This window comes from Terriglobus roseus (genome assembly GCF_900102185.1).
GTDB classification, from domain to species: domain Bacteria; phylum Acidobacteriota; class Terriglobia; order Terriglobales; family Acidobacteriaceae; genus Terriglobus; species Terriglobus roseus_A.
Map to the genome: position 1 here is coordinate 3,554,402 of NZ_LT629690.1, position 15,758 is coordinate 3,570,159.

14 protein-coding genes are annotated in these 15,758 nt (G+C 57.4%); 6 read left to right on the forward strand and 8 right to left on the reverse strand.

Features of this window, described 5'->3' with window-relative positions:
- Positions 1–11 precede the first annotated feature (11 nt).
- Entirely contained in the window at positions 12–587 is a 576-nt protein-coding gene (gene efp / locus BLT38_RS14945; protein ID WP_083345897.1) for an elongation factor P, read from the reverse strand.
- A gap of 82 nt (positions 588–669) precedes the next feature.
- On the opposite strand from efp, the gene mutM reads away from it, so the two are divergent.
- Positions 670–1,485 carry a bifunctional DNA-formamidopyrimidine glycosylase/DNA-(apurinic or apyrimidinic site) lyase gene (gene mutM, locus BLT38_RS14950; RefSeq protein WP_083345898.1) on the forward strand — a complete coding sequence of 272 codons (816 nt, stop codon included), beginning with the start codon at positions 670–672 and terminating at the stop codon, positions 1,483–1,485.
- Position 1,486: 1 nt separating this feature from the next.
- Here mutM and BLT38_RS14955 read toward each other — a convergent pair whose 3' ends face one another.
- A complete protein-coding gene (locus BLT38_RS14955) occupies positions 1,487–2,062 on the reverse strand; it encodes a thiamine phosphate synthase (RefSeq protein WP_231966892.1) in 576 nt (191 codons plus the stop codon).
- 106 nt (positions 2,063–2,168) lie between these two features.
- Between BLT38_RS14955 and BLT38_RS14960 the strand changes: the two genes are divergently transcribed.
- On the forward strand, positions 2,169–4,679 hold the full coding sequence (locus BLT38_RS14960; RefSeq protein WP_083345900.1) for a glycogen/starch/alpha-glucan phosphorylase: 2,511 nt from the start codon (positions 2,169–2,171) through the stop codon (positions 4,677–4,679).
- Here BLT38_RS14960 and BLT38_RS14965 read toward each other — a convergent pair.
- From BLT38_RS14965 to BLT38_RS14980, 4 genes are all read right to left on the reverse strand, one after another.
- On the reverse strand, positions 4,676–5,830 hold the full coding sequence (locus BLT38_RS14965) for a serine hydrolase domain-containing protein (RefSeq protein ID WP_083345901.1): 1,155 nt from the start codon (positions 5,828–5,830) through the stop codon (positions 4,676–4,678). The two genes, BLT38_RS14960 and BLT38_RS14965, sit on opposite strands and share 4 nt — an antisense overlap.
- 322 nt (positions 5,831–6,152) lie before the next feature.
- A complete protein-coding gene (locus BLT38_RS14970; RefSeq protein ID WP_083345902.1) occupies positions 6,153–6,815 on the reverse strand; it encodes an OmpH family outer membrane protein in 663 nt (220 codons plus the stop codon).
- Positions 6,816–7,003: 188 nt separating this feature from the next.
- The gene (locus BLT38_RS14975) at positions 7,004–7,930 is read right to left on the reverse strand and encodes an ROK family protein (protein ID WP_083345903.1); all 927 of its coding nucleotides are present in this window, start codon (positions 7,928–7,930) and stop codon (positions 7,004–7,006) included.
- A gap of 196 nt (positions 7,931–8,126) precedes the next feature.
- Positions 8,127–10,004: a M2 family metallopeptidase gene (locus BLT38_RS14980; RefSeq protein ID WP_083345904.1), complete on the reverse strand. Its 1,878-nt coding sequence runs from the start codon at positions 10,002–10,004 to the stop codon at positions 8,127–8,129.
- A gap of 92 nt (positions 10,005–10,096) precedes the next feature.
- On the opposite strand from BLT38_RS14980, the gene BLT38_RS14985 reads away from it, so the two are divergent.
- The 4 genes from BLT38_RS14985 to BLT38_RS15000 all read left to right on the forward strand — a co-directional run bounded on the left by BLT38_RS14985 (position 10,097) and on the right by BLT38_RS15000 (position 14,370).
- The gene (locus BLT38_RS14985) at positions 10,097–10,858 is read left to right on the forward strand and encodes a TIGR03435 family protein (RefSeq protein WP_083345905.1); all 762 of its coding nucleotides are present in this window, start codon (positions 10,097–10,099) and stop codon (positions 10,856–10,858) included.
- Between the two features lie 464 nt (positions 10,859–11,322).
- On the forward strand, positions 11,323–12,339 hold the full coding sequence (locus BLT38_RS14990; protein WP_231966536.1) for a hypothetical protein: 1,017 nt from the start codon (positions 11,323–11,325) through the stop codon (positions 12,337–12,339).
- Positions 12,340–12,362: 23 nt separating this feature from the next.
- A complete protein-coding gene (locus tag BLT38_RS14995; protein WP_083345906.1) occupies positions 12,363–12,890 on the forward strand; it encodes a GNAT family N-acetyltransferase in 528 nt (175 codons plus the stop codon).
- 235 nt (positions 12,891–13,125) lie between these two features.
- Positions 13,126–14,370 (forward strand): hypothetical protein, encoded by a 1,245-nt coding sequence (locus BLT38_RS15000; protein WP_083345907.1) that lies wholly within the window; start codon positions 13,126–13,128, stop codon positions 14,368–14,370.
- Between the two features lie 127 nt (positions 14,371–14,497).
- Here BLT38_RS15000 and BLT38_RS15005 read toward each other — a convergent pair whose 3' ends face one another.
- The gene (locus BLT38_RS15005) at positions 14,498–14,890 is read right to left on the reverse strand and encodes a cytochrome C oxidase subunit IV family protein (protein ID WP_083345908.1); all 393 of its coding nucleotides are present in this window, start codon (positions 14,888–14,890) and stop codon (positions 14,498–14,500) included.
- 77 nt (positions 14,891–14,967) lie between these two features.
- Positions 14,968–15,717, reverse strand: coding sequence for a cytochrome c oxidase subunit 3 family protein (locus BLT38_RS15010; protein WP_083345909.1), 750 nt, complete (start codon positions 15,715–15,717; stop codon positions 14,968–14,970).
- Positions 15,718–15,758 lie beyond the last annotated feature (41 nt).

Here is a 15,758-nt window from a genome sequence, read left to right on the forward strand (position 1 = left end):
TGAAAGCGACGCTAGACGCGGCCCGCGAACTCCTTCGTCTCGGGCGCCACCTTGATCTTGTCGCCCTCTTTCACAAACGCGGGCACCTGCACCACCGCGCCGGTTTCCAGCGTCGCAGGCTTGTACGTAACGCCAGTAGCGGTATCGCCCTTGAAGCCCGGCTCCGTCTCTTTCACAACCAGTTCCACATGGATCGGCAACTGGAGACCAATGGGATTGCCTTCAAACTTTTCAATCTGAACCGCGGTGCCTTCCAGCAGCCAGTCCAGCGCATCGCCCAGCATTTCGTTGTTCAACTGCAGCGTCTCGAAGCTGGTCTGATCCAGGAAGTAAGCGCCATCGTTATCGCTATAGAGGAACGTGGCCTCGACATCTTCCAGATCGGGTTCCTTGAACTTTTCGTCGGCCTTGAAGGTCTTATCGAAAACCGCACGCGTCAGCAGGTTGCGCATCTTCAAGCGCACCAGCGTCTGCCCGCCACGCGCCGTCGGCGTGGAGATTTCCTTATCGAGGCAGTGATACGGCACGCCTTCCAACTCAAAATACATCTTGCGCTTAACGTCGATGGCCTCGATCAGTCCTGCCATGGTTCTCTTCTCCCAAATGCTTAAAAGCCACATCCAGCATAGCGGAAGCGAAGATGCGCCTGCTGGCGTCTAATGGTCTGGTATGCCAGAACTGCCTGAAGTCGAAACCGTTGCCAATGGCGTGAACGAGCGCGTACGGGGCGCACGCATCGACGCTGTCACCATTGGTCCGCACAAAGAACCACTAAAATCCACGCCATCACACATCGAAGAAACGCTCACTGGAGCGAAGATCGAGCACGTCCGCCGTGTAGGCAAAACCATCGTGATGGACGTGAAGCAGCGCAACAAAAAGCCTGCTCAGGCAACCATCCACCTCGGCATGACAGGCCGCCTGCTGGTCTCGCAGCGCGACGTCCCCGTGCCTCCGCACACCCATGTAAACATTCATCTGCACGACGGACGTGATCTCCGCTTCGTTGATCCACGCCGCTTCGGCCGCGTGGGTATCGTCGATGAAGGAACCACCTACGAAGGCCCCGGCAAAGAGCCGCTGACCATCTCTGCCGACGACTTCGCCGCCCTCTTCAAAAATCGCAAGATCGCCATCAAAGCCGCGCTGCTGAACCAGTCGCTTCTGCACGGCGTTGGCAACATCTATGCAGATGAAAGCCTCTTCCGCGCAGGCATCAGACCAACACGCCCGGCAGGCAAGATCAAACGCGCCGAACTCGACAAGCTACACGCATCGCTGCAAGCAGTACTGAAACACGCCATCAAACTCGGTGGTTCTTCCGTCAGCGACTACGTGGATGCCGACGGCGTCCGCGGCTTCTTCCAACTGGAACACCGCGTCTACAGCCGCACCGGCGAACCTTGCTTAGACTGCGGCAAGCCAATCGAGAAAATTGTCGTGGGTGGAAGATCAACGCACTTCTGCAAACACTGCCAGAAGTAGATCAAACAAACAGACGAATCCCAGCGACACCCGCAGCGCCCGCATCCAAGCACGCCTGCGTATTCGCCGCTGTCACGCCACCCAGCGCCAGCACCGGCACATTACCCGCGGCAGCGCATGCCTCACGCAACGCGTCCAACCCGACGCCCTCTGTAACCACTTCCCCGTCCACTCGTTTTTCAAACACCGGTGCAAACAGGATCAGGTCCGCAAACTCCGCAGCGCGACGCACATCACTGATCGTGTGACAGGAAGCACTCACCAGCAAGCCATGATGTGACTGCAGGTTCTGCGAAAACATTGTCGTAGACAGATGCACGCCATCTGCACCGGCCCACTGCGCCAACGCAGCCGTCCCATTCAGAAGCAACTTGGTTTCACCACCGCCATCGCGAATCGCCTGCATCAACGCCCGCGCCAGATCGGCCTGCGCTGCTTCTCCCAAGTCTTTTTCACGCATCTGGACATAGTCCACGCCTTCGCTCGACAGCCGGGCCACCTGCGTAATCAGCGCGTCCTCACGCGAACGTTCATCACCCGGAAACATTTGTCTGTCTGTAATCGCATATCGCAACATGACTTTCACGATACGTCTTATATGAGTCACCGCGCACGCTTTCCGAAGACATTCTTGCTTTCCGTGCATCCCACATAAGACAGACGTTTCGCAGGAGACTCAGGACATGCCCTTTCAGGATCAGGAAGCGCCGCGCCCGCAGCAGCACGAGCCCGAACAACAGGCGCAGGACACGCAGCCCAGCGAAAACCGCGCGGGCACCTCTGCGAAAGATCTGGAAATATCCTTCCGCAATCACATGACCCACACAGTGGGTCGGCCGCTTGAAAACAGCAGCATTCTCGACCAGTACCACGCGCTCGCTGCTGTCGTGCGCGACCGCATGATGGATCAATGGCTGGAAACCATTGAGAACTACAAGCAGCACAACGTCCGCGTGCTCGGCTATCTCAGCGCGGAATATCTCCTCGGTCCACATCTTGAAAATGCACTTCTGAATCTCGATCTGCGACCGCAGATGGAAGAAGCACTTAAAAACGTTGGGCTCGATCTGGCGACTATCGCCGCAGAGGAGCCGGAGCCTGGTCTGGGCAATGGTGGACTTGGACGCCTGGCCGCCTGTTTCATGGATTCACTCTCCACACTTGACGTCCCTGTTCTCGGCTACGGCTTGCGTTATGAATTCGGCATCTTCCGTCAGGAAATCGTCGATGGCTGGCAGGTAGAAAAATCAGACAAATGGTTGCAATACGGCAATCCATGGGAGATCGGCGCATCCACAAGTTACGAGGTCTGTTTCTTCGGCCACACGGAAACATACAACGATGACCAAGGATTACTGCGTCATCGCTGGGTGCCGGAGCACACGGTAAAAGGCATCCCGTATGACACACCCATCCCCGGCTATCAGACGCGTACCGTAAATCGCCTGCGTTTGTGGAAGGCAGCGGCCGTCGACAGCTTTGACCTGAGCATCTTCAACAGCGGCGACTACATGGGCGCAGTGCGTCAGAAGATGGAATCCGAAACCATCAGCAAAGTGTTGTACCCGCCCGACGAACAGATTCAGGGCAAACGCCTGCGACTGATGCAGCAATACTTCTTCACCTCCTGCTCACTGCAGGACATGTTGCGTCTCCATTGCATGCGTGGAGAAAAGCTCAGCACGTTCCATGAGAAGTGGACCATCCAGCTCAACGACACGCATCCTTCCATCGGCATTCCGGAACTGATGCGTCTCCTCATGGACAACCACAACTTCTCCTGGGACGACGCATGGAACGTCACACAGAAGACCTTCGGCTACACGAATCACACTCTTCTGCCAGAAGCGTTGGAACGCTGGCCTCTCGACCTTTTCGGTGGTCTACTGCCGCGTCATCTCGAAATCATTTATGAGATCAACGAACGCTTCCTCGATGACATGCGTTCGCGTTATCCCAATGACGACGCGCGCATGCGCCGCATGAGCATCATTGGAGAAGAAGGTGAACGCAGCGTGCAGATGGCAAAGCTTGCCGTCATCGGCAGCAAGGCCATCAACGGCGTTGCTGAGTTGCACACGCAACTTCTGGAACAGGACACGCTACACGACTACTACGAAACCTTCCCGGAAAGGTTCAGTAACAAGACCAATGGTGTAACGCCGCGCCGTTGGCTGATGCTTAGCAATCCGTGTCTGGTCGATCTCATTAACGAAACCATCGGAACGCGCTGGCACAAAGACCTCTACGGCCTGCGTGGACTCGAGCATTTCGCAGATGACAAGAACTTCCTGGCTCGCTGGCGACAGGCGCAGGAAGGCTGCAAATCAAGCCTCGCAAAATACATCTCACAGAACCTCAGCATCACAGTCGATCCCGCCTCCATGTTTGATGTGCACGTGAAACGCATTCACGAGTACAAGCGCCAACACCTGAAGGCATTGCACATCCTCTCGCTCTACTGCCAGATCAAGAACGGAACACTGAAGAACCCCACGCCCACCACGTACCTCTTCGGTGGCAAAGCCGCTCCCAGCTACGTCATGGCAAAACTCATGATCAAGCTGGTGTGCAGTGTTGCGGATCTTGTAAACAACGATCCCGCCACGCGCGACGTGATGAAGGTAGTTTTCTTACCCAACTATTCCGTATCGCTCGGCCAGCACATCTATCCCGCTGCTGACCTCTCGGAACAGATCTCCACCGCAGGCAAAGAAGCCAGTGGCACGGGCTGCATGAAGATGATGATGAACGGCGCCGTGACCATCGGCACGCTCGACGGAGCCAACATTGAAATTCGCAAGGAGTGCGGCGAAGAAAACTTCTTCCTCTTCGGACTCACGGCTCCACAGATCGCAGACACACTACATGCTGGCTACCAACCGCGTGCCTATTACGAACGCAGTCCCCTGCTGAAGGAAGTGATGGATGGCATCACATCGGGCCGCTTCTTCGGCGGCAACAGCGCTACCTTTGCTCCGCTGGTAGATAACCTTCTCAGTTGGGATCCATTCTTCGTACTCGCCGACTTCGATAGCTACGACACCGTTCACACGCAGGTAAGCGACGCCTATCGCGATACAAACGCCTGGGGCCGCATGTCACTGCTGAACACAGCACGCTCCGGCAAGTTCTCCTCGGACCGCACCATCCGCGAGTACTGCCGCGACATCTGGAAGCTGCCGGTAGGCTAGCGCTCAGCATCCACTGCTTGCTGCACCGTACGCCAGGAGGCAGCGCGCATTTTGCTGTGCTCGCTGCCGGTGGCTTGATCCCAATCTCCAAGCATCACCACCACCAGCTTTCGCTGCGGATCAATCAGTGTGGACTGACCAAAGATTCCCAGCGCCGCAAAGCTGCCGTCAGGCTGCGGCCACCAACCGTAGCCATATGCAGCGCCTCCAGCCTTCACCTGCGGCTTTGTAGCCTCTGCAAACCAGCCATCGGGAACTTGCGATCCGCCACCGTCCATCACCCACAATCCCAACCGCCCAAAGTCCCGCAGTGAAGCTGACAGCCCCGACCCGCCAAACTCTTCACCAGCCGGACCGGCATCATTCGCAATCCACGTAGCATCGTGCTCCATCCCGGCGTGGCTCCAGATGGCCGCCGACAACTGCTCAGCAAGCGTCTTCCCCGTCGCGCGACGCAACAACACCCCCAGCAGGTCTGTCTCGCCCGTGTTGTAGTGCCAGACGCTCCCCGGCGCGGCGGCACGCGTCAGTGTCCGCATGTATTCCACCGTCGCGTCTTTCCCCGGTGCCACAGCCGTCGTGTACAGGCGAACATTGTCGGCATCCGCCGAGGTGTAATTCTCATTCCACCGAACGCCGCTGGTCATGGTCATCAACTGCCGGACCGTCACGCCGTCATAGGCGCTGCCCTTCATCTCCGGCAGATAGACCGTCACGCCGTCGTCCAGCGAGCGCAACTTGCCCTGCCGGAGCGCCACCCCAACCAGCGTGTCCGTAACAGCCTTGGTCATGGAAAAACTGGTCCAATGCCCTGCAGCGGTCAATCCTAGACCGTAACGCTCATTCCGAACCCGGCCATCCTGCAAAATCAAAACCCCGGCCAGATGTTCCGCCTGCATCAGGTCGCCAATCTGAGCCTCCGGCAACAGCGGCTTGCCAATGGGAAGCAAACGCACGTTCCCACCCCGTGCCACCCGGTGGACAGGAAAAACACGGTCCATGTGCGCAAAGCGGTCGTCGCGCTGCTCCTGCGTCCAGGTCAGATCCGCCGCCAAACGCTGCCCAACAGACGCCTCTGGCTTCTTCTGTGCCAGCCCGCTACGGACCGTCAATAACTCAATCAAAATCAGAATGACAAGCGAAAATTGCACGAAAACCCCTGAGGAAGCCTGTGGGTGATCTGTGGAAAGCGTCCGGCGCACTCACAGAACTGTAACTTTTGCCACGGATTGGATGCAATCTAGGCAGTCCGCATAACCCGCTTATTAACTGTAGCTTCCACGCAAATTCTGGCGGACCGAAATGGTCGGAAAGGTTCAATAGCGAACAAGTGGCTTATCCTGCCGCGCGTCTTCCACAGTTTTTTCCACAGAAGGGGCGGCTCCAGAGGAGTAATCTACGGCACTTTTTCGACAACAGAAACGGGGAGCAGAACATGAAGTTCTGCTCCCCGTTTGGTAGATCGCTTTTGATTTACTTCGCGGGCGTCTTAGCAGCCGGACGCGGAGCAGCCGAGCGCGGTGTAGCCGCCGGTGCGGGACCTGCCGGAGCAGCAACGCCAGCCTGCGCGTTGTAGGCTTCGATCACAGCGCGGGTAACATCAGTCTTCTCGTTGGCCCACAGAACGTTGCTCTGCTGACCGCTGACATCCAGCAGCAGGGTGAAGCCATTGTCAGAAGCGTACTTCTGCATCACGGCGTTTACCTTGCCAGCCAGACGGCCATAGGCTTCCTGCAGATCGTTCTGGTAGGCAGCCTGTGCATCCTCACCGTCGCGCTGAAGCTGCTTCTGCTTCGCGTCGATGGTGCGCACACGGCTCTGACGATCATCGTCAGAAATGGTGGTCGCAGCCTGGAGCTGCTTCTGCAGGCTGTCTACTTCCGTCTGCTCACCCTGAATCTTGGTCTTCTGGGGTTCATACTTCTTGCCCAGAGCGGCAACTGCCTGCTGACCTTCGTTGGTGGCAAAGACAGCCTGTTCAAAGGCAATCAGGCCGACCTTCGCCGGAATGGCTTCGGGCTTCACTGCGGGTGCAGCTGCTGCCGGTGCGGGCGAGGCCTGTGCGAAAACAGCGGGAGACGACGCAAGAGTAATGAGGCCGACGGCGAGCGTCGCAAACTTCGAGACACGGTTCATGAGATCTGGTAAAGCTCCTTGGGACACCTGAAGGTCCGTCGAAGGCCCGACGCCGTGGAAGCGGTCGCCGTTAGCCCTTGCCGCGGTGGCCGTGGTTCCCGAAGACGCACCAAAACGGAGCGTCCGGGAGGTCGCGCGCAATGCACCGATTATATCCCGCACTGTTCCGTTGCGGTCAATCCGCCGGATTACGCCGCGGCCGTCGGCACCAGCGAAGCCGTTCGCCCAATCACCGCCGCGCCCGTCACCACCGTCTCTGGGTTATGCGGATGGATCTCCACGGAGAACGCCTGCAGGGGGCTCAACCGCACCATCTGCTGAATGTAGTGGTTCAGCAACTGCAGCTCCACAAAGCGCACGTTATACCCCGTCAGGTAGAACTTGCCCGCGCCACTCACATGGATCGAGCTCGCCGTCCCCGCCGCTAACGCCTTGTGCCACAGTTTCTTAAACTCAATGCAGCGCTGGTCGCCCTTGTCCGCCGCCTCGAAGACATCCTCCGGTTCCATATCCAGGAACCGCAGACGCATGGCCCTGTGGCCCATAATGCCTTCGATGTGGCCGCGCCCGCCGCATCCGCAATAGGTTTCGCGATCATCCAGCGTCACCACGGTATGGCCACCTTCTCCGACACCTTCTACCAGTGGATAGCGCCCAAAGCCGATACCGGTGCCGATCGTCCACACGCGAATCATGCTGTCCAGTTTGCCTTGCTGATGCGCCAGACCGGCAGCCACACCATCGGCATCGTTCACCGCCGTCACAGGAAGCTCGACTCCGTGCTCCTTCAGCAGATGGCAGATCTCCGCTTCAATGCGAGCGCCTTTCATCTGCGGAAGATTCGGCGAATCCTCCACCACTCCATGCCGCACCAGTCCGGGCAGCGCCACACCGATCCCTGCCAACGTCACATCCGGGTTGGCCTTGATGACGGCAAGAATCTGGTCACAAAGTGCCGCAATCAGATGTTCGCGCGGCATCTCCACCAGTGCGTCTTCATACAACTCATCTTCCGGGTAGGAATGAATGCGATCAATCGTCCCATCCCGCCTCAGCAAACCGGCGATGATGCGCTTAGAAAGAACAACTCCGATAGTGCATGTCTGACCGTTCATAACCGCAACCTTTGCTTTCCCGACAGCCGCTGGCCCCGAAGTGAACACGCGAGGGAGTCAGGGGTTAAAACAGCAGGTGCCGTGCCGGGGATTATCCGCTGATAAATAGATCAGACGCAAGCAAAAAGCAGTCGGATGCTCGTCATGTCACAGCATCCGGCTGCCTGAAGGTCTGCATCCCGTAAGACGTAACCGCTTACTTCGCTGCGGCGTTCTGCTGCTTGAGCCAGTTATAGAGCGGCGCAAAGTACTCCATCATCGGCCCGGCATCCAGGTGATCGCTGCCTGTCATCGTCTTCAATGTCTGCTGCCACGGCTGCGACTGCCCTGCCATCAACATCGTATTCAGCTTGTCGCCCGCAGCCTTCGATCCATAGAACGAGCACCGATTCAACGGCCCCTTATAACCACTGGCATCGCACATCGCCTTATAGAACTGGAACTGGTAAATCCGTGCCAGGAAATAACGCACATACGGAACGTTTGATGGAACGTGCATCTTCGCACCCGGATCAAAGTCTGCCTCGCTGCGTTCCACCGGCGGCGCCACGCCCTGATATTTCTCGCGCAACTGCCACCACGCTTTGTTGTAATCCGCAGGCTTGATCTCGCCGCTGAACACCTGCCAACGCCACGTATCCAACGCCAACGCAAACGGCAGGAACGCAATCTTATCCAGCGCCGTACGAAGCTGCAGTGGAATATCCGCTTCCGCAGGCGGCTCACTGTCCGTCAATCCAATCTTCTTCAGATACGACGGCGTAATGCTCAAAGCAATGGCATCACCAATGGCTTCATGAAAGCCATCGTTCGCACCGCTCCGAAAGATCATCGGCTGCTGGTTATACGCACGCTGATAGAAGTTATGTCCCAGCTCATGATGCACCGTGGTGAAGTAATCATCATTCACCTCAATGCACATCTTCACTCGCAGGTCCTCGACCTGATCCACATCCCACGCACTGGCATGACACACCACATCGCGGTCACGCGGATGCACAAACTGCGACCGCTCCCAGAACGTCTTCGGCAACGGCTGAAACCCAAGTGAGGTAAAGAAGCTCTCGCCATACTTCACCATGTCTTCTGCAGCCGCCAGCTTTTGCTTCTGCAGTTCGTCCGATCCTGCACCAGGCGAATCCGTGATCTTGAAAATGCGGTGATCCTTCTCAGCAATCTGCCGACTCAGCGCCGCCTCAAGATTCACCGGCTTAAACTGCGCCAGCTTCGGATCAGTCGGCGCAACAACGTCATAGATATTGCCCCACTCCTGCGCCCACGTATTGCCCAGCAACTGCGCGGGAATCATGCCATCTTTGCGATCCGCAGCAGCACCATACTTCGCAATCAACCGATGCCGCACATACGTGTGCAACTCACGATACAGCGGCTCAAGCTGCGCCCACGCACGATTCACCTCCGCAGAAAACTGCGCAGGAGTCATGTCGTAACCGGCACGCCACAAGTCACCAGTGTCCTTGTATCCCTGTTCCTTCGCACCAATGTTCTGCAGCTCAATGAAGCGTTCGTAATCCTTGCGCATGGGCGCGCCCACGCTATGCCACCCCACCCACACCTTCGTGAGTTCGTTCGCATCGCGCGTCTTCGCCATGAAGGTGTCCACATCATCCACGCCCATGCACTTGCCGGATGCATCGCAATACTTGCCCTTGCCATACGCACCCGTCAGCGACGCAGCCAGCCGAGTCTCCTCCGCCAGCAACTTCGGATCATGTGGCGCAGCAGGCGCACCCACCTGCAACAACATCATCTGCCGACGCATCTCCGTAGGCAGCGTCACCTTGTCAAAGCGATGACTCTCTTCAATCAAATCCAGCGACAGCTTCGAGCCCTGCTCATTCAGCAGCGCCGTCGTAGCTTCACTGTCCTCATTGATGTACGTCTCCGCCAACCACTCCGCATGGCTTCCGTCGGTAGCAGCTTTCAACAACGCAGCATTCGCACGATCCAGAAAAGCCTTCGCCTCTGCAACAGTCGGTGGCGCAGTAGAAGGCTTTTGAGCAACAGCGGAAACGACAAGCGAACAGGCTAAAAGTACGGAGGGAATACGCATGCCGGAAGTCTACTGCTTCGCAAAGCAGGAGTGGTAGTTTTGATGTGCCCATCGGCACTGCGAAATCGTATCTACAGAAAGAGGAGTGACCTATGTCCGTTCGTGTCTGGCATCAACTCACGCTTGCACTTGCGACGCTCCTTCCGCTTTCAACCTCGTTCGCACAACAACCTGCGCGACATTTCGAAATCACTGCCGTACGCGAAAACCGCAGCGGTTCGGAGCACGATAACGGCGTCAATATCAACGGCACCAAAATCTCCGCGACCAACCTTTCGTTGCGCATCATGATTCAGCAAGCCTATGGCGTCTTAGACTTCCAGATCATCAGCGGCCCCAACTGGCTCTCCACCGCGCGCTTTGACCTCCAGGCTGATACAGGCGACGGCCAGCCCATTTCCAACGCGGAATTCGGCCCGCTCCTGCAGCAACTCCTCGTAGATCGCTTCCACCTCACCGTGCATCACGAGACGCGCCCCATGAAGGAATACGCGCTTACCATCGCCAACGGTGGTCCCAGGCTGCAGGCGACAACAGGCCAGCCACAGAACTCCATGCAGGGCATCAATCAAAACGCCACGCAGGGCACTGCGAAGATGATCGGCACCGGCATCCCCATGTCGGCGCTTGCATACCGTATCGCACAGCAGCGTCCGTTCCGCGGCAATCTCGTCATCGACAAGACCGGCCTGACCGGCTTTTACGACATCACCCTGGAATGGGAAGCGGGTGACAACGCCGCTTCATCGCTCATCACATCGCTGCAACAGCAACTAGGTTTAAAACTCATCTACGAAAAGATGCCCGTCGACGTACTAGTGATCGACCATGCCGAAAAACCATCAGAGAACTGAGAGCTGCCTCTTATCTCTACACATGACAGAGGCCCGGCAAACGTCGCCGGGCCCTATTTCCTGGGAGAAGGAACTGCGTTCTATCTCTACGGAACCGCGTGTTTGAGGCGGTCAGAAATAGAACGACGACAGCAAAATCTTTTCCGCGATTACGCCTCTGCCTTACCGGCGAAACCGGCGACAGCACACGGAACCATCATCATGGCGATAAACGCGAAGGCAACAATCAGATCATGCATAACGTTTCTCACTTCCTGCGAGGGGCTGTCCTCTCGACAACATGAGAATCTCGCCTGACGCATACCCCGGGCCATTCACCAAAAGCAGCCTCCACCAATCCTCGGTGGCATGCGTCATAACACGCCATCGCGCAAGATGTACCACCTATGGGTGAGGGCTATCATCAAGGAGTCCATCGGCACTTCAAGTGCCCGCCACGATTCCCCCGAACGAGGCCTCACATTTTGCGATCTCTTCTTCTGGCCTGCGCTCTGCTGGCAACGTGTCTGTCGTCGCACGCACAAACCATCGATAGTGATCACGATGGCTTGTCCGACGCGTTGGAAACCGCGCTTCTCCAGCAATTTGCACCAACGCTCATGGTCAGCACCAACGACTGTTCGACACTACCCGCGCAGTTCAAACCGGACATTGCAACGCCGACTCCGGAAGCCGATAACGGCACGCTCTACGGCCAGGCCACCCCACGACGCGTACGCGGTCAGAACGCCATCGAGCTGCACTTCTACCATCTGTGGCGCAGAGATTGCGGCCGACTAGGCCACACACTGGACACGGAACACGTAGCAGCCCTTCTCATACCCGAAGGCAAGCAGCATGACGATCCGAAGTCATGGAAAGCGAAGTTCTGGTATGCCGCAGCACACGAAGACACAGTCTGCGACGCCAGCCAGATAACTCGCGCTTCCACCCTGCACGCAGAGCACGACGGCGCCATGATCTGGGTCTCCGACGGCAAGCACGCATCGTTCCTGAACGCAGAGCTCTGCAATCACGGCTGCGGCGGCGATGTATGCCGCAACAGCTATGAAGCCCCGCGCCTTCCCGTAGTGAATCTCGGCGAACCGGGCGCAGCGATGAACGGTGCCGTCTGGATGACCTCGACGCAATGGCCGCTGATGGACAAGGTAAGCCGAAGCGACTTCACCGACGCAAGACTCGAACGCCTATTGCGCTTGCCCACAACCGACGTCGCATGGGCCACCCCAGAGAAGCGCCCAGCACAGGGAGCCATCCTGGGTGGCAACGCGGCCATCGACGGCGCGCTCACAGGCGCTCGCTCCACAGACACAGCCATCGCCATCGCGGGCAGTCACACCGGCAGCGCTCTCGGCACGGCCACACACGCAACGGGGCACGCCCTCTCACGATCGCTGCACGCAGTCGGCAAAGCACTCGGCGCGTCCACAACCTCTCCAACAACCGAGAGCGCAACAGACGATCCAAAGAAGAAACAATAGAGCAGGAACGGTATCCTTACTCAATGAGTGAGACGCAATTCCGCCTGCGCCAGTGCGGCCCCGGCGATGAACAGATGCTGTCGCTGGTAGGCGGTGCCAGCTTTCTCGAGGCCTTCGCCGATGTCCTGGACGCCCCGGACATCCTCGCGCACTTTCACAAGAACCACTCGCCAGAGATGTACGAAAAGTACATGGCCATGCCCACCGGCCGTGTCACCGTCGCAGAAGTCCCACCGGGCAATGTGCCCGTGGGTTACATCATCTGCTGCGAGCCAGACTTCCCCATCGAAACACTTCCCAGCGACTACGAACTGCGTCGCATCTATCTGCTGCATCGCTTTCAGGGTCTCGGCATTGGCAAAGCGTTGATGGATCGCGCCATCGAGTACACCCGCGAACTCGGGCGCAAGCGCCTCATCCTCGGCGTCTACGGCAAGAACCACGCAGCCATCCGCTTCTACGAAAAAGCAGGCTTCACGCAGATTGGCGAACGCTTCTTCACAGTAGGCAGCACCACCCACCACGACGCCGTCATGGCTCGCGAAGTGTGATGAATGACTAAGCCGTTCCCACAACGGAACGGCTGCTCTCACACTTGCCTCAGCAGCCCACAAGAACGCTATCGATTCCCTCAGCGGTGTAGTACAAGGTTGCAGTCAGCCCAATACATGGGCCACTGCCTTTTTCTGATGTCATCTTGAAATTCCTTCACTCCCATGACGGGAGCTTACTGCTGCTCTTCTCCCGGATTTCATTTCATTTGCCTTGTGATCTGCGGAGAAAACCATGCTCAAGAAACACATCCTTATGGCCGCCACCGCGTGCGGCTTCCTCATCCTGACCGGTTGCAAGACCGACACACCAAACTCTGCGCAGCCCGTCGTCAAAGCAGCGCTGCCTGCGGTTGCAGTGCCAGCACAGGCTGGCTCTGTTCAAGGCAAGTCAGAAAATTCCGACGCCTTCATCTGGGAGTTGTTCACGCAATTCACAGCACCAGCGTCCCCCGGCAGCGCCTCGCCCGTTGAGTTTGAAACCTGGGCCTCGGATGCCGACACGTTCACATCGCATCCGCACTGGCCCACCACCCACGAGCCTTTGCACTTCCACAAGAGCGTTCTGCAACTGGCCAAGATGGGCGAGGCAACGCTGGTACCGCACGCCATCTCTGCGGCCTTCATCGACGTCCCTTGCGGAGGCAATCCACCTACTCCGCCTCCCGGCGCAGGCGGAGGCGGCTTCCCCAACACGGGCACACCAACCCCCTGCATCGCAGAACAGGTGTCGCGCAATCGCACCAACTACAACGACATCGTGAACAACAACCTCAACACGCAAGCCGGACGAGCAGCAGCATACAAAGCAGGCAAGGACGTTGAGATGGAACCGAACGCCATGGCAATCAAAGGCGACTGGGTTCCTCTCCCCACACTGCTCCAGTGGCTTCCATCGTTGGGGAGCCTCGACAACATCCGCAAGCAGTACTACACAACGACCTCGGGCAGCACAGAATACGCGTTGCTCTCAATCCACGTAGCCAGCAGACAAAATCCCAACTGGGTATGGGGATCCTTTGAGCACCAGATGAATCCCGGAAGATGCGATTACATGGGTTGCTTTGACACCTTTGGCGCAGTGAAGCCCGCTATCATGCCCAATCGCACCGACTTCAATGCTGGCTACGGAACATGCGAAAAAACGCCCGCATTGAAAGCCATGATGCAGAAGGCCAACCTGTCGCCGGTCTGGGATAACTACTGCCTCAAGTCAACGGAAGTCGATTTCACCGCAGCCGATGGCACACCATACGCCTTGGGAAATTCGGTGATCGAAGGCATTGTGGGCAACGGGACGGTCGCTGCGTCATCCTGCATCTCCTGCCATTCCTACGCTTCGTTCGGCGCAACGGGAGCACCGACAACCGCGGCGACCAACATCCTGCCTTACAACCCTGTCGGTAAACCGATTCCAACAGTGCTCACTGGATCAAAGACCTTCGCATTCAACTGGGGTCTGCTCACGCAACAACCGTAAGCAACCGAATGAAAAACACAACGAACAGCTTTCCCTCAGAACGGAGAAAGCTGTTCCTTCACCAAAACAAAAGACGCGCGGTAAATCCGCGCGTCTTTCAATCTGCAAACGATGATTCAGTCTTGAACTACCAAAGACCCCATGCGCGCGAGACGTAGTCCAGCAGGCTCATGAACACAAGAATCAGGAACGTGAAGAAGCCAGCAGCAACCGTCAGCTTCACCAGTCGCGAGCTGTACTTCACGTGCATGAAGAACAGCACCACGAACACAGCCTTCGTCACAGCGATGCCGATGGCAATGGGTGCGTTGAATGGTCCAAGGTTCACCATGGATGCGCCCACGGTCAGCAGCGTACCCAGCATCAGCACGCCAAAGATCATGCCGTAGACGGCCGGGCTCACAATGTGGTGAGCAATGTGCTCCGGGTTCGTAACGTTGTCCGGGTCGTGCACATCCAGGTTATGGTGCTGTGCATCGACGGGCGTCAGGTTCTGCGATGTTGCCTGGTGGTCGCTCATGCGCTTCCTTTTACTGCAATCTCTTCGGTGTTACCGGGCAGGATATTTCGCCTGCCCTTGTTGCATACGTCCGGAACTCAGTGCCGGTTAATCAAATAGAGGAACGGGAAGAGGAAGATCCAGACAATATCGACAAAGTGCCAATACAATCCGAAGTTCTCAATCGGTTGAACATATCCCGTTGTGTATAGCCCCGTGCGCGCCTTCCAAACCAGAACGAACAGGATGGCGATACCGATGATCATGTGCAGTGCGTGGACGCCTGTCATCGCGAAGTACAGCGAGAAGTAAATCTGCGTCTTGTTCGCCATGTCCACGGTCAGCGGCTTTTCCAGGCTGCCCTTGGGCGGGTTCACGAAGTCCTTGATGTCGAACGAAGCGCCCGGAACGTGGTGCTCCACGAACTTGTCGTGGTACTCAACGGTCTTGATGCCAAGGAAGACGAATCCCAGCAGGATGGTGACCCATAGGAAGAACTTCAACTTCTTCAGGTCACGAATCTCTGAGGAATGCACCGCCATCGCCATGGTGAACGAAGACGAGATCAGCACGATCGTGTTGACCAGCCCCAGCGGCATGTTCAGAGAGTTCGAAGCGGAAACGAATGCCTCGTAGTACCAGTTGCGGTACAGCAGGTACGCGAAGAACAGTCCGCCGAAGAACATGATTTCCGTCAGCAGGAACAGCCACATTCCAAAGCTGGCGGCTTCACGCTGCTGTTCCGCCGTCTCGAAGTGGTGCTTCTGATAGAACGGGTGCTCATGCACGTCATGCGACGGATGGATCTCCGGCTCCGGCGGATGCGTAATGGTCGAAGCGATCGACATCGAATACCCTCTCGTACTGCGTAAATCTTGTGTTGCCCGGA